At 49.6% G+C, this 23,271-nt stretch carries 18 protein-coding genes, 2 tRNA genes and 4 pseudogenes; 5 read left to right on the forward strand and 19 right to left on the reverse strand.

Annotated features, from left to right (window positions below; all coding sequences use genetic code 11):
* Window positions 1–429: 429 nt before the first annotated feature.
* Window positions 430–1,170, forward strand: a pseudogene (locus MN084_RS11125) (DNA adenine methylase).
* 229 nt (window positions 1,171–1,399) lie between these two features.
* On the opposite strand, the gene MN084_RS11130 reads toward MN084_RS11125, so the two are convergent.
* Window positions 1,400–1,990 (reverse strand): malonic semialdehyde reductase, encoded by a 591-nt coding sequence (locus MN084_RS11130; protein ID WP_241086359.1) that lies wholly within the window; start codon window positions 1,988–1,990, stop codon window positions 1,400–1,402.
* Window positions 1,991–2,122: 132 nt separating this feature from the next.
* On the opposite strand from MN084_RS11130, the gene MN084_RS11135 reads away from it, so the two are divergent.
* A complete protein-coding gene (locus MN084_RS11135) occupies window positions 2,123–3,031 on the forward strand; it encodes a LysR substrate-binding domain-containing protein (protein WP_320416429.1) in 909 nt (302 codons plus the stop codon).
* A 223-nt stretch (window positions 3,032–3,254) separates the two neighbouring features.
* Here MN084_RS11135 and MN084_RS11140 read toward each other — a convergent pair whose 3' ends face one another.
* The 6 genes and pseudogenes from MN084_RS11140 to MN084_RS11165 form a co-directional block, all read right to left on the reverse strand.
* On the reverse strand, window positions 3,255–3,446 hold the full coding sequence (locus MN084_RS11140; RefSeq protein WP_241086357.1) for a T-complex 10 C-terminal domain-containing protein: 192 nt from the start codon (window positions 3,444–3,446) through the stop codon (window positions 3,255–3,257).
* Between the two features lie 281 nt (window positions 3,447–3,727).
* Window positions 3,728–3,985, reverse strand: coding sequence for a YceI family protein (locus tag MN084_RS11145; RefSeq protein ID WP_241086356.1), 258 nt, complete (start codon window positions 3,983–3,985; stop codon window positions 3,728–3,730).
* A 41-nt stretch (window positions 3,986–4,026) separates the two neighbouring features.
* Window positions 4,027–4,312, reverse strand: a pseudogene (locus MN084_RS11150) (DDE-type integrase/transposase/recombinase); the annotation flags it as partial.
* 86 nt (window positions 4,313–4,398) lie between these two features.
* Entirely contained in the window at window positions 4,399–4,590 is a 192-nt protein-coding gene (locus tag MN084_RS11155; protein ID WP_330178030.1) for a hypothetical protein, read from the reverse strand.
* Window positions 4,591–4,611: 21 nt separating this feature from the next.
* Window positions 4,612–4,836 carry a transposase gene (locus MN084_RS11160; RefSeq protein ID WP_241086355.1) on the reverse strand — a complete coding sequence of 75 codons (225 nt, stop codon included), beginning with the start codon at window positions 4,834–4,836 and terminating at the stop codon, window positions 4,612–4,614.
* A gap of 143 nt (window positions 4,837–4,979) precedes the next feature.
* Entirely contained in the window at window positions 4,980–5,396 is a 417-nt protein-coding gene (locus MN084_RS11165) for a DUF4372 domain-containing protein (protein WP_241086354.1), read from the reverse strand.
* A gap of 135 nt (window positions 5,397–5,531) precedes the next feature.
* On the opposite strand from MN084_RS11165, the pseudogene MN084_RS11170 reads away from it, so the two are divergent.
* Window positions 5,532–6,775 (forward strand): annotated as a pseudogene (locus tag MN084_RS11170) (IS256 family transposase).
* 141 nt (window positions 6,776–6,916) lie between these two features.
* A complete protein-coding gene (locus MN084_RS11175) occupies window positions 6,917–7,030 on the forward strand; it encodes a SymE family type I addiction module toxin (RefSeq protein ID WP_277400315.1) in 114 nt (37 codons plus the stop codon).
* Between the two features lie 169 nt (window positions 7,031–7,199).
* Here MN084_RS11175 and MN084_RS11180 read toward each other — a convergent pair whose 3' ends face one another.
* From MN084_RS11180 to MN084_RS11205, 6 genes and pseudogenes are all read right to left on the reverse strand, one after another.
* Window positions 7,200–8,060 (reverse strand): hypothetical protein, encoded by an 861-nt coding sequence (locus MN084_RS11180; protein WP_241086353.1) that lies wholly within the window; start codon window positions 8,058–8,060, stop codon window positions 7,200–7,202.
* A gap of 129 nt (window positions 8,061–8,189) precedes the next feature.
* Window positions 8,190–9,269 (reverse strand): annotated as a pseudogene (locus MN084_RS11185) (IS3 family transposase).
* Between the two features lie 192 nt (window positions 9,270–9,461).
* Window positions 9,462–11,108: an ABC transporter ATP-binding protein gene (locus tag MN084_RS11190; protein ID WP_241086352.1), complete on the reverse strand. Its 1,647-nt coding sequence runs from the start codon at window positions 11,106–11,108 to the stop codon at window positions 9,462–9,464.
* A gap of 5 nt (window positions 11,109–11,113) precedes the next feature.
* Window positions 11,114–12,181 carry an ABC transporter permease gene (locus tag MN084_RS11195; RefSeq protein WP_330178031.1) on the reverse strand — a complete coding sequence of 356 codons (1,068 nt, stop codon included), beginning with the start codon at window positions 12,179–12,181 and terminating at the stop codon, window positions 11,114–11,116.
* Window positions 12,174–13,286, reverse strand: a complete 1,113-nt coding sequence (locus MN084_RS11200; RefSeq protein ID WP_241086351.1) for a microcin C ABC transporter permease YejB — start codon at window positions 13,284–13,286, stop codon at window positions 12,174–12,176. Before MN084_RS11200 ends, MN084_RS11195 begins: the two co-directional genes overlap by 8 nt.
* 1 nt (window position 13,287) lies before the next feature.
* Window positions 13,288–15,222 carry an extracellular solute-binding protein gene (locus MN084_RS11205; RefSeq protein WP_241086581.1) on the reverse strand — a complete coding sequence of 645 codons (1,935 nt, stop codon included), beginning with the start codon at window positions 15,220–15,222 and terminating at the stop codon, window positions 13,288–13,290.
* A gap of 425 nt (window positions 15,223–15,647) precedes the next feature.
* Between MN084_RS11205 and MN084_RS11210 the strand changes: the two genes are divergently transcribed.
* Window positions 15,648–16,424, forward strand: a complete 777-nt coding sequence (locus tag MN084_RS11210) for an enoyl-ACP reductase FabI (RefSeq protein WP_241086350.1) — start codon at window positions 15,648–15,650, stop codon at window positions 16,422–16,424.
* A 103-nt stretch (window positions 16,425–16,527) separates the two neighbouring features.
* Here the strand turns inward: MN084_RS11210 and MN084_RS11215 are convergent, their stop codons facing one another.
* The 6 genes from MN084_RS11215 to clpX form a co-directional block, all read right to left on the reverse strand.
* On the reverse strand, window positions 16,528–18,441 hold the full coding sequence (locus tag MN084_RS11215; RefSeq protein ID WP_241086349.1) for a SurA N-terminal domain-containing protein: 1,914 nt from the start codon (window positions 18,439–18,441) through the stop codon (window positions 16,528–16,530).
* A 79-nt stretch (window positions 18,442–18,520) separates the two neighbouring features.
* Window positions 18,521–18,597 (reverse strand) — tRNA-Asp (locus MN084_RS11220).
* 6 nt (window positions 18,598–18,603) lie between these two features.
* Window positions 18,604–18,679, reverse strand: a tRNA-Val gene (locus MN084_RS11225).
* A gap of 12 nt (window positions 18,680–18,691) precedes the next feature.
* Complete coding sequence (locus MN084_RS11230; protein WP_241086348.1) at window positions 18,692–18,964, reverse strand: HU family DNA-binding protein; 273 nt, start codon at window positions 18,962–18,964, stop codon at window positions 18,692–18,694.
* A gap of 246 nt (window positions 18,965–19,210) precedes the next feature.
* Window positions 19,211–21,658: an endopeptidase La gene (gene lon, locus MN084_RS11235; RefSeq protein ID WP_241086347.1), complete on the reverse strand. Its 2,448-nt coding sequence runs from the start codon at window positions 21,656–21,658 to the stop codon at window positions 19,211–19,213.
* Window positions 21,659–21,877: 219 nt separating this feature from the next.
* Complete coding sequence (clpX, locus tag MN084_RS11240; protein WP_241086346.1) at window positions 21,878–23,158, reverse strand: ATP-dependent Clp protease ATP-binding subunit ClpX; 1,281 nt, start codon at window positions 23,156–23,158, stop codon at window positions 21,878–21,880.
* Window positions 23,159–23,271 lie beyond the last annotated feature (113 nt).

Raw genomic sequence — 23,271 nt, forward strand, 5'->3', positions numbered from 1 at the left:
CAACAGCCACAGGGTCGAATATTGGTGCATTCCAGCAACATTTGACATCTCTGCTACCAGTGATCCCAACAAAAGTGATGGCGGTGGCTTCGCCATCTGCATTTGCTTCAACTGAAAAACGCCAAAGTAGGTCTTTATCATCATCCCCAAAAGCAAGGGCACATTATCGCAATTCAGGGAGACTACGGGCCATTGTCCTCTTTGTTGGCTCATCCCAAGTTAGTTGGATCGATCTATCCTTATTGTGGGTATTTCTTTGCTGCATGCCCCTAATTATTCAGGTTCACGATAATCGGAGCCAGCCAGGAAGAGCCACAACCACGGAGTAGATCCACCTATCACAGCAAAACGAAGCTCACTATGAGATACCGCCCGGTAGCCCCCTGGATTGGGGGCAAAGGATGATTGGTGAATTAGATATTGCCCAGGATGCCGGTCCATCAATGTTATGTAGAAGCATCATGTGGTGCTGCGGCGATCTTCTTTGCAAAACCACCCAGCAGTGTAGAGGTCATTAATGATGTGAATGATGACCTAATACAAAATGTATCGGGTTATCCAGGCTCACCCCGAAGAGTTCGCCAGGCAGTTCAAATAAGTGCTCAGCAGCCGTCGATGCTACGAGTGGGAGCAAAAGAAGCAACCAGAAACGCTAACCGACATCCAGGCGGTTGCACGATTTTACTACCTGCAGAAGCTGGCTTTGGTGCCCGGATCGACAATCAGACCTTTGGTACAGCGACGACACCGCCGCCAGCAATCAACCTGATGCGGCTGGTACAGGATGTCACACAGACGCCATCTTAGACTAGATGGCGTCTGGATCGAGTTCCTGAGCTGTGAGAAGGTAGTGAAACGCTATGATCGGCAACACACCCTCTTCTACTTCGATCCTCCCTACTGGAAGACAGAAGGCTATGGTGTGGAATGGGGGTTTGGGAACTACGAACTGATGGCCAAGCTGGCCCGGGACATAGACGGGATGCTGATGATCTCGGTCAACGATATCCCGGAGATGAGAGAGGTTTTGACAAACTTTATATGGACAGAAAACCGATCAAGCACACAGTTGGAGGTAGTGCTGGATCCAAGACTAGAAAACTTCTTGTGTGGAGTGAAAGCACAGAAAAAGCACCTAAATTGACAGGAACACCACTGAGCCTATTCTAGTGAATTTTAGGCATTTGCAATTTTGTTATACTATTCTGAAATACTCGCGAGGCCATTTATCTTAATTCTGAACGCAATTTATCTCGCGCGGCATGAATGAAGAGCACAGAGCACAGAGCACAGAGCACACAAAGGTAATAAATTGATAGACATTGAGTCTCCTTCGTACTCTACGTGGTGAATTATAGTTTTTTGTACGTACGCAAATTTAGTGTACGCCCAGAAACCATCAAATGATTTTGCAGACTTGGTCAAAGGCCAATCTTGGCCCACGTGGATATAGCCCCGTCTCATCTCCGTAGCCGATGTTGGCAAGAAAATCGGATTTGTAGCGACAGTCCAGGAAGAAAATCTCATCCACCATCCCGTTGTCAAAACCGGACATGGGTCCCACATCTAGCCCCAATGACCTAGCTGCCATAATCAGATAACCGCCCTGAAGGCCAGTATTACGAACCGCAGACTGCCTAGCAAATTCCGCATCGCCTTCGTAAAAAGGCTTAGCGTCAAAGGCGGGAAACATCTCAGGCAGATAGTCAAAAAAACGGGTGTCATAGGCGACGATCACCGTAGCCGGTGCTGCCATGGTTTTCTCCACATTACCCTCAACCAGGGCTGGCCTCAGTCTCTCTTTCGCCTCGGATGAGGTAACAAATACCAGTCTTGTCGGCAGGCAATTGAATGCAGTAGGACCCATTTTCATCAGATCATAGATTCGCTCCAGTTGTTCATCAGATACGGTTCTATTCTGCCAGGCATTGTGCGTTCTGGCGTTGCGGAACAAAAGATCCAGACCCTCGTCATTGAGTAAATTCAGCATACAGATTCCTCGCCATATTGGTTCGTTTAGTCAATACATTGAAAATAATTCAATATGTTTATCCAATAATATAAAAGGGATGCTATAGTAAAAAGTGAAATATACTGACCATATCATTCAAAGTAATTGAATATGAAACTGACCCTGGATGCCCTGCTGGTACTGGATGCCATTGACCATAAAGGAAGCTTTGCGGCTGCGGCAAAAGAGCTCTATCGCGTTCCCTCGGCAATAACCTACACCATCCGAAAACTGGAACAGGATCTGGATGCGCCACTGTTCGATCGCTCAGGCCACAAGGCGGAGCTGACTCCGGCGGGAGATAAATTACTGGAAGACGGCCGCTCACTACTTCGGGCTGCCAGTGAACTGGAGGCAGCGGTAAAGCGCACAGCAACTGGCTGGGAGTCGGAACTGCGAATCGCACTCTCAGATATCCTGCCCCAGTGTGACCTGCTCTGCCTAGTGAATGAATTTTATCAGGAAAATTGCGGCACCCAGATCAAGATCAGCCGGGAAGTACTTCAAGGGGCATGGGATACACTCACATCAGGAAGAGCCGATCTCACCATCGGGGCCCCGGGAATGATCCCATCAGGGGGAGGCTATCATTATGAAAAGATGGGTAGCATCCGGTTCCTCTTCGTCACCACCCCCGACCATCCCCTAACAAAATTAAAGAAGCCGCTCACTGAAGCAGACATTCTGATTCATCGTGCCGTTGCTGCCGCCGACAGCTCCAGAAATCTACCGGTTTTGACCACGGCTCTGCTGACTGGCCAGCAAGTATTAACCGTACCTGACCTGGAAACCAAGTGTCAGGCACACCGTGATGGCCTTGGCGTCGGCTATGTCCCTGAATACATGGTCCATGAAGATATTATCTCAGGAAACCTGACAAGCCTGGGGGTCGCCTCACCTCTTCCCCTGGCCGAAATCTATATGGCATGGCCAACCGGAGAAAAAGGCAAGGCGCTGGATTGGTTCATACAACGATTGAGAGAACACAGTCTATGGCGTAACGTTTTTGAAAAACAGTAGGGCTACTGTAAAGAGAGTCATAAATCAACTGCCTTTTACAACCGGGCAGGTGCCAGAACACCTCGTTCCTGTCGTCTTGCATGACCTTGGCTAATACTTAATTTGCAATAATCAGAATGATTGCTTTAGAAGGGCAATACCCACGCTTGAACGCTCATCGAGCCATAATGCGTAGGTGCACGCTCCACACCCTGCGCATTTGTCCCGGCGAACACAGCACACACTAGTTGAACCTGGGATTATACGTCAACCACTTTCCTTCAGCAACTTCCACTTTTCCATCGGGTGAAGTAGTGGATACAGTGCCGTCCGGATGAATGGTGACCGAAACCACGTCCGGGTCATCATTCGTCACCATCCGGCCATCGTCCATTTGGGCTCCCCACACTTTAATTGCTCTGCGCATCTTAGCCATATCGGCCCCCTAAATTTAATCTAACCACCATAGAAACATAGCAATTTACTTGGTATTTATTAAACCAGATACCCAGTAATCTAGTCAAGAATTTTTAGAGAGTTTCTAATATTCGACCAAATTCAGGCTATCGCCGAATACCTTCGATAAACACCTGAAGCTCCATACTCGCTGATTTTGGCCCCAGGTTGTGATCGATGCCGTAGTCACTGCGAACCTGCCCTTGAACCCACGCCGGAAGCCGCCCCAGGGGTCATCTCCAGCGCCAATCTGCTCCACATTCAGGTCATCTGCCGGGTAACACCGTGTAGGGTCAAATCCCCTTTCACTCCCTTCATCTCGAGGCTGGTGCTCCTGAAGCTGGCTTTCGGAAAACCGGAGCCCCCCAGAAAATCCTTGCTGCGAAGATGCTTGTCACGCTCGGCGTGATTTGAGTCGACACTCGCCATATCCACTTCCACCTCTATCGAGGCACTTCCAGGATTCTTCTCATCATATTCAAAGCTCCCGTTGAGCTTATTGAACTGACCTTTGAGCACGCTGTAATCCAGATGAAGAATACTGAATTGAATAAATGAATAGGCTTACCTGGCTGAATAAAACCTAGCTTAACGCCACTTTCTTTTTGCCAGTAGAACATCGCCTTGCTAGTAAACTCAGTACCGTTGTCGCAGATTATTTGATTCGGATCGCTCCTTAGCTCAATCAGCTGAGTTAAAAAACGAGCGACCTGGCGACCATTGATCGAGAAGTCTAGAGAGCTGGCCAATAACTTCTCTTGAGTAATCATCAATCACATTAAATACTCGAAAGCGGCGACCATTAGCCAACTGATCACTGACAAAATCCATTGACCAGCGTATGTTTTACCAATGGGCATAATCATTGGCATTCTTGGTCACTACTGTCCCACTTATTTTCAGCGAAAACAATAACCCTAATTGAGGCGAGGCTATCTGCAGATCCGGCGGGGCCTAAACAGCTGTATCAAGTCTCGCTTAGCAAATAAATCCAGATGGATCAGTCGACTCATCTGCTGAAGACTTTGGCTGATTCTTGCCTGGAATTTTAAGTACGCCAGTATCAGGTAAACACATAGCGCCACCCAAACCTGCGTCATGACAGCATTATCCGTGTTACCCATAAAGGCTTTGATCTTGAGATTCTACTTAATCCATTTAAAGAATAACTCAACCTGCCAGCGTTGCTTGTAAATATCGGCAATAGTCTTTTCTGACCAGTCAAGGTGGTTGGTAATGAAGACATAATGCTTATTGGTTTTGGCATCATAAAAACCAACTCGTCTGACCGCCATCAGGTTGTTTTTTCTAGACCGATCAGAGGTGTACTCTATAATTTTGTCGCTGGTAATTCCCTGTGATTTATTCACTGTTCGTCGTTCCAGTACACGGTATTTTGCATTGCTCCGAATTCGTGTGATAAAAATATTTCTTTTTCAGTCAACTGGTTATGCCAGGTGTAGTCGGCATACCCCTTGTCGAAGACGAGCACACTGCCTTTAGGGAAACTCGTTTAGTCACCAGTTTTACCCAAAGTAACGGCTGCAAATGCTGGAATCAAACCGTCATGATCAAGCCCAATATGCAATTTGTAGGCGCCTTTCATTTTATTGTATTCAGCCTGAGGAAATACCTTGAGCGACACATCAAGCAATGAAGCATCCAGTGAAAACAGTTTCTTCTTAAAACGGAATTTATGGCTGGGGGAGCCGCTTTGACAGCGTGCGTATAACTTCCCAAAGAGCTCTTCATAAAAACCGGAAGAAAGATTTTGATTGGCTCGACTCAGGGTTGTTCGCTTGATTGACCCGCTTCCCAAGTGATACGTCAAATGCTTTTGGCTTGCCAGGGCGGATTCAATATCACGGAGACTGGCGCGTCCGGTTAGCTGGGCTGTGGCCATAGCAACAAATTGCGTCCAGCGATTCATCGCATCACAGCGGCGCTATCCATCGTGCTTGGGTTATAACTGAAAGTGTTGTTTGAAAGGAATTGAAAAAAAGCGGGGTATCTGGTTGATTTATTGTTGCGAGACATCAAAACAACCATTGGAGATTAAGCCACCATGAGTAAGAATAACGTTGCTAAGCTGGCAGGTCGAGATACGATTATCGATCCGCTGACAGAGTTGCCGAGAAGCGGTGCAGAGCAGTTGATCTACTAGGCGGTGGAGGCCGAGCTGCTGGAGCTGTTGGCGGAGCACGTCGAGCGACGGACAGAGGATGGCAAGGTGGGTGTGGTGCGTAATGGTCACCTGCCAGCTCGTAAACTGCAGACAGGATTGGGGCCGGTCACGGTCAAGATCCCCAAAGTTCGCGCGAAGACCGGCGAGCCGGTGACGTTCCGATCAGCTCTGGTGCCGCCGTATGTACGCAAGACGAAGTCACTGGAAGCGGCACTGCCGTGGCTCTACCTGAAGAGGATTTCCAGTGGAGAGATGGGTGAAGCCCTGAAAGTGCTTGTGGTTCCGGGTGCAACAGGCTTGTCGGCGGGCAGGGTATCGCGTCTGAAGCAGGTCTGGGCAGAAGAATATCGGAGCGGGTGCGAGGAGCGCCTGGATAAGGGCCATTGGGTGTATGTGTGGGCAGACGGTGTCTACAGCGGACAGAGAGCAGACGAAGTTGTGTGCCCTGGTGGTGATCGGCGTGAATGAGCGTGGTGAGAAGCATTTTCTGGCAATTGAGGATGGTGTACGGGAGTCCACACAGAGCTGGCGGGAGGTACTGTTGAAACTGAAGTCACGCGGACTGACCCCGCCAAAATTGGCGATCGGTGACGGTGCCATGGGGTTCCGGGCTGCGCTGGAGGAAGTGTATCCGGAGACGCGCCAGCAGCGCTGCTGGATGCACAAGACCATGAACGTGCTGAACTGCCTGCCAAGTTCAGCTCAGCCGAAAGCGAAGCAGGCACTGCACAACATCTGGCAGTCGGAGACCCAGGCCGATGCGGAAAAGGCCTTTGATCTGTTTATCAAAACGTATGAGCCAAAGTATCCGAAGGCTGCCATCTGTCTGCACAAAGACCGAGAGGAACTGATGGCTTTCTATCAATTTCCTGCGCAGCATTGGCAGAGCATTCGGACCAGCAATCCGATTGAATCCACCTTCGGGACAATCCGCCATCGAACCAGGCGTTCCAAGGGCTGCCTATCGCGTGACGGCATGCTACACATGATGTTCAAACTCGGCCTGTGCGCCGAGAAGAAGTGGAGACGATTACGGGGTTTCGATTACCTGGCGAAGGTGATAAGCCGGAATCAAATTTAAAGAGGGTGTTGAGGCAGCAAGAGTCGATCAGGTCGCCGCTTGATTCAACTGGCTAAACACCAGATTTGACTATAACTCCAAAACATCCACCCATAAGAAGATCAAAGTCACTAAGACTTACTACCCCCATCTATCCTCAGATCAGTCACATCAAAAGCTCGACCGAGTCATACACCAGATCTACATGAAGGGCTTTTGGTTAGAAGCGGCCTGGTTCAGCATCAACACACCAATCAAGGTGCGGATCATGTCGGGGTGTTTGGTGTTGACTGCAGAGGAAAAACCGCGAGAGAAATAGACAAAAAATAAGCCCCGCGAAGCAGGGCTTAGATGAGGGAGTAAAATTAAATAAATGCGTCCCCTTTTATTCATCAATTCGTTAAGCCTCAATATCTTCCTCATCCTTGTCGAAGCGCAGTACCAGATGGTCGAGGTTCATTAGATGGACTTCCAGTGGCCTAAACGGTTTACCCTGTTGGAATAACGGGTTCTAACTTTAACGCAGGGTAGGCACCAACAAAGTAACATCGCACATGACCGTCTGGTGCTTCCAGCAAAGAGTCAATATAGCGCCTGAACAAGCGGCGTTTACGATAACGGTCAATCTGCTCACCTGTGATATAAATACCTACCTGTCGCTTATCATCCTGAAACCAGGGGCGTTCAACAAAGGTGATTGAGTAATCATCACCATAGGGACGTATTTCCTTAACCTGCCCCCAGTAGATCAAGCCTTTTTCAGTGGCAAAGTATTGAATCGGTTTAAACGCATTCGGGTACCATTTAGTTTTATCACCTATCGTCAACGGTACACGTACTAACCCCTCTTTGCCATGCTCCAGCCATGTTTCAACGATATGCTCAAGGGTGCTGGTTCGATGGGGCGCAGTATAACCGCTATCACCGTCTGAACTACCACTAACCACTCCTAGCTCTCGTCGTGGGCCTCTCCGCTTCTTTGGCTTACCTGTGCCATACGGTGGCGGTTGACGCTCCAGCAACAGCTCAGAGGGATATTCTGAGTCTTTATGGTCACGTCGCTCACCAATGCCGTCACTGGTATCCGGTGTAGTCAGTTTGTCTTGTCTAAAATCACAGTCGTCACTATGGCTGCAACCTTTCAACAACCTGAAGTGCGGCGCATTTTTAAATTCTATCGACGTGTGATTTACGCCACGCAATTCAACGTCACACTCTCCGTCCACACATTCAAAGATGGCCGTCTTTGCACTAAAGTCATTCTCCTCATCAAAGTGCATATCACGCACCTGATAAATGGTTAAAACGCTATCGCTTTGATGGCAATAGGCACGATCAAGGTGAGACATATTTTTCCTCTTGTTTACTAATAACTGGCCTGGTTTTACAGACCATTTGATCAAGTATCCCCTTTTATTTGCTATTGCTTCTGACCTTCCCCCCATCTTAATACCAAGACTTGGATGAGATAATTCATTCTAAGCGGCCCTATTTAAAAAGGCCACAGGTGACAAATAATTTAATGCGCTATGAGGCCGCACGTGATTGTAGTGCTCTCGCCATTGATCAATTTCATGTCTAGCGTCATCAATGGACCTGAACCAATGCTGATTTAAGCATTCATTTCTGAATTTACCGTTTAAGCTTTCTATAAACGCATTCTGAGTAGGCTTACCTGGCTGAATAAAACCTAGCTTAACGCCACTTTCTTTTTGCCAGTAGAACATCGCCTTGCTAGTAAACTCAGTACCGTTGTCGCAGATTATTTGATCCGGAGCGCTCCTTAGCTCAATTAGCTGAGTTAAAAAACGAGCGACCTGGTGACCATTGATCGAGAAGTCAGAGAGCTGGCCAATAACTTCTCTTGAGTAATCATCAATCACATTAAATACTCGAAAGCGGCGACCATTAGCCAACTGATCACTGACAAAATCCATTGACCAGCGTATATTTTTACCAATGGGCATAATTATTGGCATTCTTGGTCGTATTATCTTCTTGCGTTTTTTAGTCCTCACTTGAAGACCTTCTTCGTTATAGACTCGGTAGGTCCGCTTCTTGTTTTTCACAAGCCCCTCTCCTCTCAGGAGGCCATGTAAAAACAAATAACCATAACTCGGATGCTTCTTTGCTAACTCAAGTAACCGTTTGCGTAGAGGCTCATCTTTTCCCCATTGAGTAACGTACCGAAAAGCGGTTCTACTGTAAGCCTACTAATTGGCAAGCTCTACGCTCACTTAATTTGAATCGTGACTTAAGGTAGATCACGATTTGTTTTCTATCAGCAGGCTTTACCACTTTTTTGAGAGCACATCCTTCATCGCCTCAGCTTCAAGCATTTTCTCGGTAAGTAACTTCTTAAGCTTGTTGTTTTCGCTTTCAAGCTCTTTGAGCCGTTTGGCTTCTGAGATATCCATGCCGGCGTACTTGCTTCGCCAGTTATAAAAGCACCCGGTTGAAATGCCGAACTGACGACAAATGTCATCAACTTTTACCCCTAACTCATGCTGCTTGATGGCACCAATAATTTGCTCTTCTCTGTAACGCTTCTTCTTCATGTTGAGATCTCCTAATATACAAACTAATTGGAAATCTCATCCTTGTCATGGCTCTATTTTTGGGGGAAAGGTCACTGGAAACCGTACCGATTTAAATTAGAGAATTCTGGCAAATCCGTTACGCTGAAAGCAGGGGTACGAACCATAAAGAAATCAAGGCACGCGGAACACCAGGTCGTTTCCGAGCAGACACTAACCCGCGAAGTCATTCACTGACTCGGCTTCCAGATCAAAAGCCGCCTGCATCAATTTTCGGGTGTAGGGCTGCCTAGGGTTATCAAATATTTCATTGGCAGAACCCTGTTCCACAGCAATCCCCCGCTGCATGACGATCAGATCATCGCTCAGGGCGCGCACCACTTTAAGGTCATGACTGATAAACAAGTAGGTGAGATTGTGCTTCTGTTGAAGTTCATGCAGCAGATCGACGATCTGCGCCTGAACCGTGCGATCAAGAGCTGAGGTCGGTTCATCCAGCACCAATAGGTCTGGACGCATGATTATTGCTCGGGCGATGGCGATTCGCTGGCGCTGCCCCCCGGAAAATTCATGGGGATAGCGATAGCGGCTGCCAGGATCAATCCCAACTTCCTCCAGCATCTCTATCACCTGTTGCTCCCGCTCTGCATCACTACCCAGCGCATGGGCTTTAAGGCCCTCTTCCACAATGTCCTTGATTGTCAGTCTGGGACTCAGTGAACCATAGGGATCCTGAAAAACTACTTGCATGCGCTGGCGCAGCGATTCCAACTTGGATGATCTCTTTTCCGAGATGGATTCTCCCTCAAACCGGATGCTGCCATCACTCTCTATCAGTCGCAACAGCGCCAGGGCCAATGTGGTTTTTCCTGAGCCGCTTTCACCAACAATACCGAGGGTACGTCCTGCTGCAAGCTTAAGCGTAATCCCGTCTACCGCTTTGATGTGTTCGACCGTTCGCCTGAAAAAGCCTTTCACCACAGGAAACCAGACTTTGAGATCATCACACGCAATTATCTCTTTGGAATCTGTTGCGGGGGTAAAAGATTTCGCCTTGGGCTCCGATTCCAGCAGTATTCGGGTGTAAGGGTGTTCTGGAAAGGCGAACAGCTTGCGTGTCTCATTCTGCTCTACAATCAGGCCTTGCTGGATCACCACTACGCGGTCAGCAATTTTCTCGACAATGCCCAGGTCGTGAGTAATCAGCAGTATCGCCATACCCATTTCTTCCTGCAGATCTTTAAGCAGGGCAAGAATCTGTGCCTGAATCGTCACGTCGAGCGCCGTGGTCGGCTCATCCGCTATTAGGATATCAGGGTCATTGGCAAGCGCCATGGCAATCATTACCCGCTGTCGCTGCCCGCCTGAGAGTTGATGAGGATAGCTCGACAGCCGCTTTTCAGGATCCCGGATGTGTACCTTTTCCAACAGTTCAAGGGTGCTCTCCCTGGCCCGGGAGGGAGATAATCCTTTATGGATGATCAAGACCTCACTGATCTGCTTCTCAACCGTGTGCAGGGGATTAAGCGAGGTCATCGGCTCTTGAAATATCATGCCTATCCGGTCACCACGCACTTTCGACAAAATCGACCTGCTAGCAGCCATCAGCTCGGTTCCCTGCAGACGGATGCTCCCTGAAGGGTGGTAGGCCTTTGGGTAAGGCAATAGCTGCATAATCGAGAGTGCAATAACGGATTTACCCGACCCACTTTCCCCTACCAGTGCCAGCGTCTCACCCCGGTTCAGTTCAAACAAGGCAAGCTTTACCGCTTCAATATCCTGGGGGGCAGAGTGAAAGCTGACAGATAGATTCTCTACTGCCAACAGAGGTGAAACCTGTGTTGAATCTTCTGCTGACATCTCCGCTACTCCAGACTCTTGCGAGGATCGAATGCGTCACGCACCGCTTCACCGATAAAGATCAACAGGCTCAGCATCATCGCGATGGTGAAAAAGCCGGCCAGTCCAAGCCACGGTGCCTGCAGATTGGCCTTACCCTGAGCCAGTATCTCACCGAGAGAAGCCGAGCCGGCCGGCAGTCCAATGCCAAGAAAATCAAGCGAGGTAAGAACCGTTACCGAACCGGCGACGATGAAAGGAAGAAAGGTGAAAGTCGCCACCAATGCATTGGGCAGCACATGACGAAATATAATTACCCGGTCACTAACACCGAGTGCACGCGCAGCACGAACATACTCGAAATTACGTGCCCGCAAAAACTCGGCACGGACCACGCCGACTAGGCTCATCCATGAGAAGAGCAGCATGACACCCAATAACCACCAGAAGTTAGGCTCAACGATACTGGCCAGAATAATCAGCAGGTAGAGTGTCGGCAGTCCCGACCACACCTCCATGAATCGCTGGAAAAGCAGGTCCACCAGGCCACCAAAATAGCCCTGTACAGCCCCCGCGGCAACGCCAATCACAGCAGAGACAATAGTCAGTATCAAGCCAAACAGAACGGAGATGCGGAAACCATAGATCAACCGGGCCAGCACATCCCGCGCTTGGTCATCGGTACCAATCAGGTGGGTAGCATCTGGCGGCGAAGGTGCCGGCACAGGAAGATCCCAGGCAACGGTTTGATGATCATAACGAATTAACGGCCAGAGCAGCCAGCCATCATTGCGGATCAGATTGATCACATAAGGATCCCGATAATCGGCTTCTGTCTCAAACTCGCCGCCAAAGGCGGTCTCCGGATAGGCATGAAATATCGGCGCATAGAATTCGTTTTGATAGTTCACCAGGAAAGGCTTGTCATTGGCAATAAATTCAGCGAACAGGGTCAAAACAAAAATCGCCAGAAAAATCCAGAGGGACCACCAGCCTCGGCGGTTAGCGCGAAAAATAGCCAAACGGCGACGGGCCAGCGGTGATAGCCGGCCGGGCATTTCCATCTGTCGTCGTTGCGCCACCGGATCAGACATTGCGCGACGCAAAATCGATCCGTGGATCAATCAGTGTATAGGCCATATCACCCACCAAGTTCATCACCAGCCCCAGCAGAGAGAAGAAGAAGAGCGTCCCGAACATAACCGGGTAATCCCGGCTGAATGCTGCCTCAAAACCGAGCAGGCCCAGCCCATCGAGCGAAAATATAATTTCAATCAACAATGAACCGGTAAAAAGGATACCAATGAAGGCGGCAGGAAACCCCGCGATGACAATCAGCATGGCATTACGGAATACATGTCCATACATCACTCGCCGTTCATCCAGCCCCTTGGCGCGGGCGGTCAGTACATATTGTTGGTTGATCTGATCGAGAAACGAATTTTTTGTCAACATGGTCAAGGTTGCAAAACCACCAATGGTCATTGCCGTAATCGGCAGAACAAGATGCCACAGATAGTCGATAATACGGGCCGGCCAACTCATCGCATCCCAGTTTTCAGACGTAAGCCCTGCCATGGGAAACCAGTTCACATAGCTGCCACCTGCAAATATCACCAGAAGAAATACGGCAAACAGGAAGCTGGGAATGGCTGTACCTATGACGATCACCACACTGGTCCAAACATCAAACCGGCTCCCGTCCCTGACCGCCTTGGTGACACCGAGTGGAATGCTGATGATATAAACCAGCAGCGTCGTCCAGAGACCGAGAGATATGGAGACCGGCATTTTATCCAGCACTAGATCTGTCACTTTCCGGTCGCGAAAAAAGCTTTCACCAAAATCGAGAGTCAGATAGTTTTTCATCATATCGATGAACCGCACATGCAACGGTTTATCAAAGCCAAAACGCTGCTCCAGTTCTTTGATAAATTCCGGATCAAGCCCTTGAGCACCGCGGTATTTGCTGGTGGTCGATGCAGTTGGCGCTTGAAGCCCTTTTCTTGCCTGGCCGATGTTTTCACCACCACCGCGAGTTATCCGGTCTGTAATAGCACTTCCTTCACCCGTCATCTGAGCAATAGCCTGCTCAACAGGGCCACCCGGCGCTACCTGAATGACAATAAAATTGACCACCATAATGGCGAACAGTGTCGGGATAATCAGCAGCAGTCGCCGAACAATATAGGTACCCATATTATCTCGCCCTCTTCAAATAGCGGGAAATGGACCAGCCAGCTGTTGTCAGTATCAGCAACAGAAGCAACAGAAGCAACAGAAGCAACAGAAGCAGCAGACGCCGGGGCGCTGGTGACGATGGTGATTCCGTTTGGTCGACCAATGATGAGTCGCTGGAGATGACCGCTTTAAGCTGTTTAGCCTTTGCCTGATCGAACCACCACAGATTCGTCATCACCCCCGACTTGATGGGTATATCCGGTCGGCTGAATTTATCCCAATAGAGTATTCTTTCAGCCGGGATATGCCAGTTGGGAATGACATAGAAATTCGACAGCAATACACGATCCAGAGCCCGTGTATTGGTTACCAGTGCAGCCCTGTTGGGTGAGGCAATAACACGTTCAACCAACTGATCCACAACCGGATCCTTTATTCCTGCTAGGTTTCGGCTGCCGGCTTGTTCTGCAGAGCTGCTGAACCAGTAATTCCGCTGCTCGTTACCAGGGCTTTCAGACTGCCCCCAGACGATCACCAGCATATCAAAATCAAAACTTCTGAGCCGATTGACGTATTGAGCCTGGTCCACCAGCCTTATTCGCGCCTTAATGCCTAGTCGCTCCAGATTTCTCACCATGGGGAGGAGGACCCGTTCAAACGCCTGGGAGACCAGCAGAACCTCAAACTGAAACCGTTCACCTGTATCCCTATTGACCCGCTTCATATCGCGAATAATCCAGCCTGCCTGTTTCAGCATCTCATCTGCCTTCAGCAGATTTTTCCGCGACCAGCCACTGCCATCTGTCGCTGGAACCTGGTAAACCTGATTAAAAACACGCTCAGGCAATGAATCCCTGAACCCTTCCAGCACGTCCAGCTCAGCACCCTCTGGCAACCCTTCTGATTCCATATCGGAGTTGGAAAAGTAGCTTTTGGTACGTGTATATTGACTGAAAAAAAGATTCCGGTTGGTCCATTCAAAGTCAAACGCGTAACCCAGAGCCTCTCTTACTTTCGGGTTGGCAAACTGATCTCGGCGGGTATTGAAAACAAACCCCTGCAACCCAGTTGGCATCCTGTGGCGCACTCGCTCTTTTTTTAACCATCCCTTTTCCACTGCCGGAACATCATAATCCATAGCCCACGCCTTGGCCCGATTTTCGGCATGGTAATCGATATCACCTGATTTTAGTGCCAAACGGATAGCCGTGTAGTCGCGATAAAACGTCGTGCGAATCCTGTCGAAATTATTGATTCCCTGATTTACCGGCAAATTTTTACCCCAGTAATCCTCAACTCGTTCCTGTACCACGAAACGCCCGGCTTCAAACGATGCAATACGGTAAGGACCGCTGCCCAGCGGCGGTTCGAGGGTGGTCTTTTCAAAATCACGTGTTTCCCAGTAGTGTTTAGGCAGGATAGGCAGTTGGCCAATAATCAGGGGTAACTCACGGTTGTTTTTCTCTTTAAAACTAAATTTAACCCGCCGCTCGCCAAGTTTCTCCAGCTTATCCACACCACCGTAGTAGAAACGGTATAGCGGGTCACCCTTACTGATGAGGGTTTCAAAAGACCAGATCACATCATCAGCAGTAATTGGCCTACCATCGTGCCACCTAGCTTCATGACGCAGATCGAAGATGATCCAGGAACGGTCGTCCGGCCACTCAAGCGTCTCTACAATTAAGCCATAGGCGGTAAATGGCTCGTCACTGCTGGAGACCAGAAGGGTCTCAACAGATCCGACGCTGACTGCATTGCCTTTGGGTATATAGGGGTGAAAACTGTCGAAAGTGCCTTTCGATGCGGTACGAAAGACACCTCCTTTCGGCGCATTGGGATTGACGTAATCGAAGTGTTCGAAATCGGCTGAATACTTCGGCTCATCATAGAGTGCGATGGCGTGTGACTTGTGGATCTCGGCCTGTGCTGCGTCTAATGAGAGTAGCAACACAAAGACGCACACCAGTTGTTTAAGAAGCGGAAATTTCATCAATTAAGTGCTTTGCCGTGGGTTATGCATCCATATGCATTTAAAAACCGGGTAGCATGTAAACAGCCCGAATTCTAACACTCCCTTAACTATTCAGCATATCCTAAAGAAATCCTATACATATTCATCACGGAGAGCAGAAAGATAATAACTTGATCAACAAATAAGCTCTCTTCGTGTGCTCTGTACGCTTCGTGGTAACAACGACGTTTCTTGGCGATAACGAGTTAATATCATCCTAATCAGGCAGCGGCAAACCCGAAAGGTTCTTTTCCAACCGGTTATTTTCCGGTACCTTAACACCTTCTGATCAAGTGCCGCAGAATCACTACTGAATCTGCGTACCGCGAATGATTCAACAAAACTTAAAGTATCAAGGATTTTCCATGGGTTTTCTACAAGGTAAGCGTATTCTGATCGTTGGCGTTGCGAGCAACCGCTCCATCGCCTGGGGAACTGCTCAGGCAATGCACAGGGAGGGGGCTGAACTCGCTTTCACCTATCAGACGGACAAACTGAAGAAACGTGTCGACAACATGGCGGCTGAAGTCGGATCCGATATCATCCTTCCCCTGGATGTCGCCTCTGACCAGCAGATAGCGGATCTATTCACTAAACTGGGCAAGGAGTGGGATGGCCTGGACGGTATCGTCCACTCGGTCGGTTTTGCCCCTCGTGATCAGTTGGAAGGCACGTACATGGACGCAGTAACCCGTGAAGGCTTTGCCATCGCGCATGACATCAGCTCCTACAGCTTTGCCGCACTGGGAAAAGCGGGCAGAGAGATGATGCGGGGCCGCAACGGCGCCCTGGTCACCATGAGTTACCTGGGTGCCGTGCGCACCGTGCCCAACTACAACGTCATGGGCGTTGCCAAAGCCAGTCTTGAAGCCAACGTCCGATACATGGCCGATGCCCTCGGCCCTGAAGGCACCCGGGTCAATGCTGTCTCTGCCGGCCCGATACGGACGCTTGCCTCCGCCGGCATCAGCGGTTTCAAAGGGATGCTTTCAGAAGCGGAAAAGAAAACCCCTCTGCGTCGCAATGTCACCATTGAAGAGGTCGGCAACAGTGCCGCATTCCTCTGCTCTGGTCTCGCCTCCGGTATTACCGGTGACGTGCTTTACGTAGACTCCGGATATCATATTTTGGGTATGGCCTGATAGGTTATCCAAGCCCCTGCGTTCCAATAAAAAAGCCGCTCCCACATGACTGTGGGAGCGGCTTTTTTCATTCACTCGAAGAGGGTAATGGATAGAGAGTGGATCACTCCTCTTTCTGGATCAGCTGGATATCAGAAGCGCCTCGCTTATTCTGCACCAGATGCTGAAAATAACTCTCCCCTCTGGAACGTGCCAAGGCATTTTGCAGGGCCGCTTCACCACCCAGCTTTTGTGCATCCTTTATGGTGCCGTCGATCACTCCATCCAATGCGATAACCGCAAAATCACCATTAGCCAACCCAACCTGATCGTAGCTTGACTTACCCTCTTCTGGCCGGAGCATGGTAAACAGTCGGTTCAGAATCTCTCCTGGAACATCACGGTTATCCCGATCCACCGCACCTTTCTGATTCAGCATCAGATCGTTATCGTCGGCAACCTGCTGGAATGTCGCTCCCTGCTTCAGGCTGGCAAAAATCGCTTCGCCCTTCTCTTTTGCTTTGTTAGCAGCTTTATCTCTTTTAATCTGATTTTTGATATCGTCTTTAACACGATCAAACTCTTTGACTGCCGCCTCTTCATGCTCCAGAACCCGAAGCACCACAACATGCTCAGCACCCAGTTCGATCGCTTCGCTGTTGTGCCCTTCGGTCATTACATCTTCACTGAATGCCGTGCTTACCACTTTCAATGACTCAGCGACACCTTTACCGCCATCATGGGAGAACCATTCGCTCTCCTTGATTTGCATACCCAATGCATCGGCTGCAGGCTCCAGACTGTCTGGGTCTTCATAGGCGAGATCACTCAACTGTTCGACATATTCATAGAACAGTCGCTCTGCCTTATCTTTCAGATAGGCACTCTTGAGATCGACGCTGGCATCATCAAAGCTCTTCCCTTCGGGCGGACGGATGGCCGTCAGTTTCAATACATGAAAGCCGAATTCAGAACGTACTACATCACCAATTCCACCCTCCGCCAGGCTAAACATCGCCTTCTCCAGCTCGGGATCCATTATGCCTTTCTCCATAAAACCAAGATCACCACCGGTATCCGATGAACCCGGGTCCTGAGAGAGCTCTTTGGCCAGATCGGCAAAATCCTCACCATCATTCAATCTTTGCAACGCGGCCTCAGCAGCTTCTCTGGCCTCGGTTACCGCACTTTCATCTGAACCACCATCTAAAGCGATCATAATATGGCTGGCACGGCGTTGTTCAGCAGTAATATATTCACTCTTATGCTGGTCGTAGTAGCCTCTCAGCGCCTCATCGTCCGCCCCAATGGCTGAAGCAATGCTGGCAACATCAAGCTCCAGATAATTTACTTTAACCCGCTCAGGAGCCATAAATTCGCTCTCATGGGAATCGTAGTGGGCACGAACCTCATTCTCGTCGGCATCGACACTATTCAGGTAGGTGCTCAGGGACACCTCCAGGTAGCTCAGTTCACGCTGCTGTTGACGCAGACGCACCAACTCATTCATCTCTGCTTGGGTAGCAAATGCAGATCCGGATATGGCTTTTGGCAACTGCTGTCTCACAATTCCGTCTCTGACCTGTGCCTCGAAACCGGACGGAGTCAAGCCCCGCTGCTGCACACTCCGTTCATAGACCGTCTGATTAAAGACTCCACCAGCCTGAAATGAGGAGGTAGTGCGAATCGCACTGCGTACCAAATCATCCCCGGCGGCAAGACCCATCTCGCTCAAAGCCTGCATAATCACGCGATTACGCACCATGGCGTCCAATACCTCTTTGCGTAGCTGGGTCTCATCTATTAGCTCTGGCCGATAGCTGCTGCCCAGACGCTCCCGCAAATTCTGCCGAAAAAATCTGTAGCTGCGTTCAAATTCCTGTTCTGTAATCTCCTGGCTGTTGACCGAGGCGATAATGGACTCGGAACCGACACCAAAGTATTCCTGAATCCCCCAAAGGGCGAAAGGTACGCTGATTAGGATAACAATGAACCAAGCGACCACTCCCTGGGCACTTTCCCTGATTGACTGAAGCATGATGGGGCTCGTGAGATGGTGGATCAGATGAAAAACAAACGGGGTATCAACAAGCCGATACCCCGCGGGCCTTCAATGTTGGCGGAGCGGACGGGACTCGAACCCGCGACCACCGGCGTGACAGGCCGGTATTCTAACCAACTGAACTACCGCTCCAGATAATGGTGGGTGCTGAGGGGATCGAACCCCCGACCCTCGCCTTGTAAGGGCGACGCTCTCCCAGCTGAGCTAAGCACCCTAGAAAGGCGCGCTAGTTTACGGCATCTTTAAGCGCTTTGCCAGCCTTGAATGCAGGATTATTCGAGGCTTTTATCTGAATGGCTGCTCCCGTCTGTGGATTGCGCCCGGTACGAGCTGCACGCTGACGTACTGAGAAGGAACCAAAACCAACGATGGTTACCTGATCTCCATTCTGCAGTGCAGCGGTCACTGCTGAAATCATGCCATCCAGTGCGCGGCCGGCAGCGGCCTTGGAAAGGTCAGCACTATCAGCCATTGCATCAACCAGTTCAGTTTTATTCATTAAATCTTCTCCATTTTTGGATTATTCGTGCCGCTATTCGGCATGACTATATTAATTCGATTTACACCCTATCGAATGAGCGTGAAAACGGAGTCAGTTTATACCAGCGTCCGGGAATGAGTGTCAAGAGCAGATACCCCAAAAAGGTTAGCAATACGCACCTTTCAGGCTGATACCCCTACCTTTTTCACTCCGACAACCACAGATTGCAATTGCAGTCCCCGGTCAAAATTTTCTCCACAGGAATCAGTGCCGGGTCAATTTGACCCCCGTCTTTCTCCCTGCCGTCTTCGATTCTTCTACGGTAGCTTCCATTGCTCCCTCTTCGCCTATGATGCGGGGTTCAGGCATATGCGTCAAAGCAATCTTCAGTACCTGATCAATCCAGCGTATAGGATAAATATCCAAATTCTGTTTGATATTTTCTGGTATATCAACCAAGTTGCGTTCGTTCTCTTCTGGTATAATGACCGTTTTAATACCGCCCCGATGGGCAGCCAGCAACTTCTCCTTCAAGCTACCAATCGGCAGAACCTCGCCTCTCAATGTAATCTCACCGGTCATGGCAACATCTGCCCGTACCGGTATATTTGTCAACGCTGAGACTAGGCAGGTACACATGCCAATGCCAGCGCTCGGACCATCTTTTGGCGTGGCACCCTCGGGAACATGTACATGTAGATCGAATTTCTGATGAAAATCACTTTGAATCCCCAGCATATCGACCCGACTGCGCACCACCGTCATTGCCGCCTGAATAGACTCCTGCATCACTTCACCCAACTGACCGGTATGACTCAGTCGCCCTTTTCCTGGAACCAGAGCCGCCTCAATATGCAGCAACTCGCCACCCACCTCGGTCCAGGCCAATCCAGTCACTTGGCCAACCTGATCATGCTCCTCCGCCTCACCATATCGAAAACGCTTAACACCTAGGTATTTTTCCAAACTGCTCGGGGTAATGGTAATCCGCTGATCCAGCTTCTTGAGCAAGATATCTCTCACCACCTTACGACAGATTTTAGATATCTCACGTTCCAGGTTACGCACACCCGCTTCACGGCTGTAGTAACGAACGATGTCGCGTAACGCACTCTCCCGAATCAGGATTTCACTCCCCTTCAGGCCACTATTTTCCATCTGTACCGGAACCAGATAACGAAGAGCAATATTTACCTTCTCGTCTTCGGTATAGCCGGACAATCGAATGACTTCCATTCGATCAAGCAGTGGAGCTGGAATATTAAGGGTATTAGCCGTGGCGACAAACATCACCTCTGAAAGATCAAAATCCACTTCTAGATAATGATCGCCAAAAGTATGGTTCTGCTCAGGATCCAGCACCTCCAACAGTGCGGAGGCAGGATCGCCTCTCAAATCCATCGCCATCTTGTCTATCTCATCCAATAGGAAAAGTGGATTTCGCGTTCCAATCTTGGAGAGATTCTGAATAATCTTACCTGGTAAAGCACCGATGTAGGTACGGCGATGACCACGAATTTCAGCTTCATCACGAACGCCACCAAGTGACATGCGAATAAATTTCCGGCTGGTGGCGCGAGCGATTGATTGTCCAACGGAAGTCTTGCCGACACCGGGTGGACCCACCAAACAGAGTATCGGCCCCTTTAATTTACGTACACGCTGCTGTACTGCCAGATATTCAATAATCCGCTCCTTGACCTTCTCCAGCCCGTAGTGATCCGCTTCGAGGATGTCCTCTGCCGCCTTGAGATCATGGCATATCTTGCTTCGTTTCTTCCAGGGCACACTGACCAAGGTATCGATATAATTGCGTACCACAGCCGCTTCGGCAGACATTGGAGACATCAGCTTGAGCTTACTCAGCTCCGCCTGGGCCTTGGACTTGGCTTCCTTGGTCATACCCGCCTTTTTGATCCGCTTGCTGAGATCCTCTATCTCATTTGGCACATCCTCCAGCTCACCCAGCTCTTTCTGGATCGCCTTCATCTGTTCATTAAGGTAGTACTCGCGCTGGTTCTTCTCCATTTGACGTTTAACACGTCCACGGATGCGCTTCTCGATCTGCAGCAGATCACTTTCAGACTCCATCAGCCCCATCAGGTGCTCCAGACGGTCTCTGATATCTGCCATCTCCAGCACTTGCTGCTTCTCTTCCAGCTTGAGAAACATGTGAGCAGCCATGGTGTCTGCTAGGCGACAGGGATCATCGATGCTGGCCAGGGAGGTTAAAACCTCGGGAGGCACTTTCTTGTTCAATTTGACGTACTGATAAAACAGCGCTGTCGCAGCACGCGTCAGCACATCCATCGCTTTCTCATCGAGGGATGATTTATCGGGAATAACTCTCAGCTGCGCTGAGTAATACCCTTCAGTAGGTGCAAAACGAACCAGTTTCGCCCGCGCACTACCCTCGACCAGCACTTTCACGGTTCCATCAGGGAGCTTCAACAGCTGCAGGATATTTGCCAGCGTCCCTATATCGTGTACATCCTCGGGATTTGGGTCGTCGGTTTTAGCACTTTTTTGGGCAACAAGCAGAATCTGCTTATTGTCTTTCATTGCCGCATCCAGTGCGTGAATCGATTTTTCACGACCGACGAAAAGAGGTATCACCATATGCGGGTAAACAACCACATCCCGCAGCGGCAGAACCGGAGCAATGAACATAGGATCTTCAATTACACTGTCTTGTTTATCGTCTTGACCCATAGCAAGCGTACCTCCCGAACAGAATTCCCGGATACCCAATCTGCTATTCCTCAGGCGACAGAAGATAGCACGCTTCTTCTCACAGCTTCACCTGGAAAATTAGATTTGATTCTGGTACCAATGTCTAATGATGGTGAGGGCTAACAGAGTATAATTCAACTGTCGGTGCAAATATTTAACCCATGAGCTGCAATTGTTTGCTGCTCATGGGAGGCCGAATCAATCCGACGATGCCACGAGCTTCTTCTCGCCACCATCGTAGATAACATAGGGATCGTTCTCGCCAGTGATCACGGCACCATCAACAACAATTTTACTCACGTTTTCCATAGATGGCAGGTCGTACATGGTGTCGAGCAGAACCTGCTCCAAGATAGTGCGCAAACCGCGGGCACCCGTTTTACGCTCCATCGCCTTGACGGCAATTGCACTCAAGGCACCATCACGGAATTCAAGCCTGCAATCTTCCATCTCAAACAGACGCTTATACTGCTCTACCAATGCATTCTTAGGCTCAGTAAGAATCTGTACCAGCGCATCCTCATCAAGCTCTTCCAGCGTAGCAACGACCGGCAGACGCCCAACAAACTCTGGAATCAGGCCATAACGAATCAGATCCTCCGGTTCCACACCGGTCAGAATCTCACCAACCTTGCTGATTTCATCTTTGCTGTGAACTTCAGCGGCGAAACCGATCCCACCCTTCTCAGAGCGATCGCGAATCACCGTCTCAAGGCCGGCGAAGGCACCGCCGACCACAAACAGGATATTCGAGGTATCCACCTGCAGAAACTCCTGCTGGGGATGCTTGCGCCCACCCTGGGGGGGAACGGATGCCACGGTGCCCTCGATCAGCTTTAGCAATGCCTGTTGCACACCTTCACCCGATACATCCCGAGTGATTGATGGGTTGTCTGATTTCCGGGAAATTTTGTCAATTTCGTCTATATAGACGATGCCAGTCTCGGCTTTTTCAACATCGTAATCGCACTTTTGTAGCAGTTTCTGGATAATATTTTCAACATCCTCACCCACATAACCCGCTTCAGTGAGCGTGGTTGCATCCGCTATGGTGAAAGGGACATCAAGCATTCTCGCCAGAGTCTCAGCCAACAGTGTTTTTCCTGAACCGGTAGGGCCAATCAGCAGGATATTGCTTTTGGCAATCTCAATCTCTACATCACTACCCTCGTTACTGCTACCCAGCCGTTTGTAGTGGTTATACACAGCAACCGACAGCACTTTTTTGGCGCGCACCTGACCGACCACATACTGATCCAGCATGCTGTTGAGTTCATGGGGATTAGGTAGCGTATTGACCGTATCGCCACTGGTCTCTTCCATCTCTTCACGAATAACATCGTTACACAGCTCGACACACTCGTCACATATAAAGACGGAGGGCCCTGCGATCAGCTTGCGTACTTCATGCTGACTCTTCCCGCAGAAAGAGCAATAGAGCAGCTTGCCATCATCACCCTTGATCTTGTCATCACTCATAACAGGCATCCTCTCAACAGCCTTGTCGAATCTTCACAACGTTTGAGTCATATATATAAAGCCCATCGGAACCGATTGCAACCGGTTCGCGCTATTCCACAACTACCTTTAGT

Origin of the sequence: Candidatus Vondammii sp. HM_W22 (assembly GCF_022530855.2) — a bacterium.
Classification (GTDB): Bacteria; Pseudomonadota; Gammaproteobacteria; order Chromatiales; family Chromatiaceae; genus Vondammii.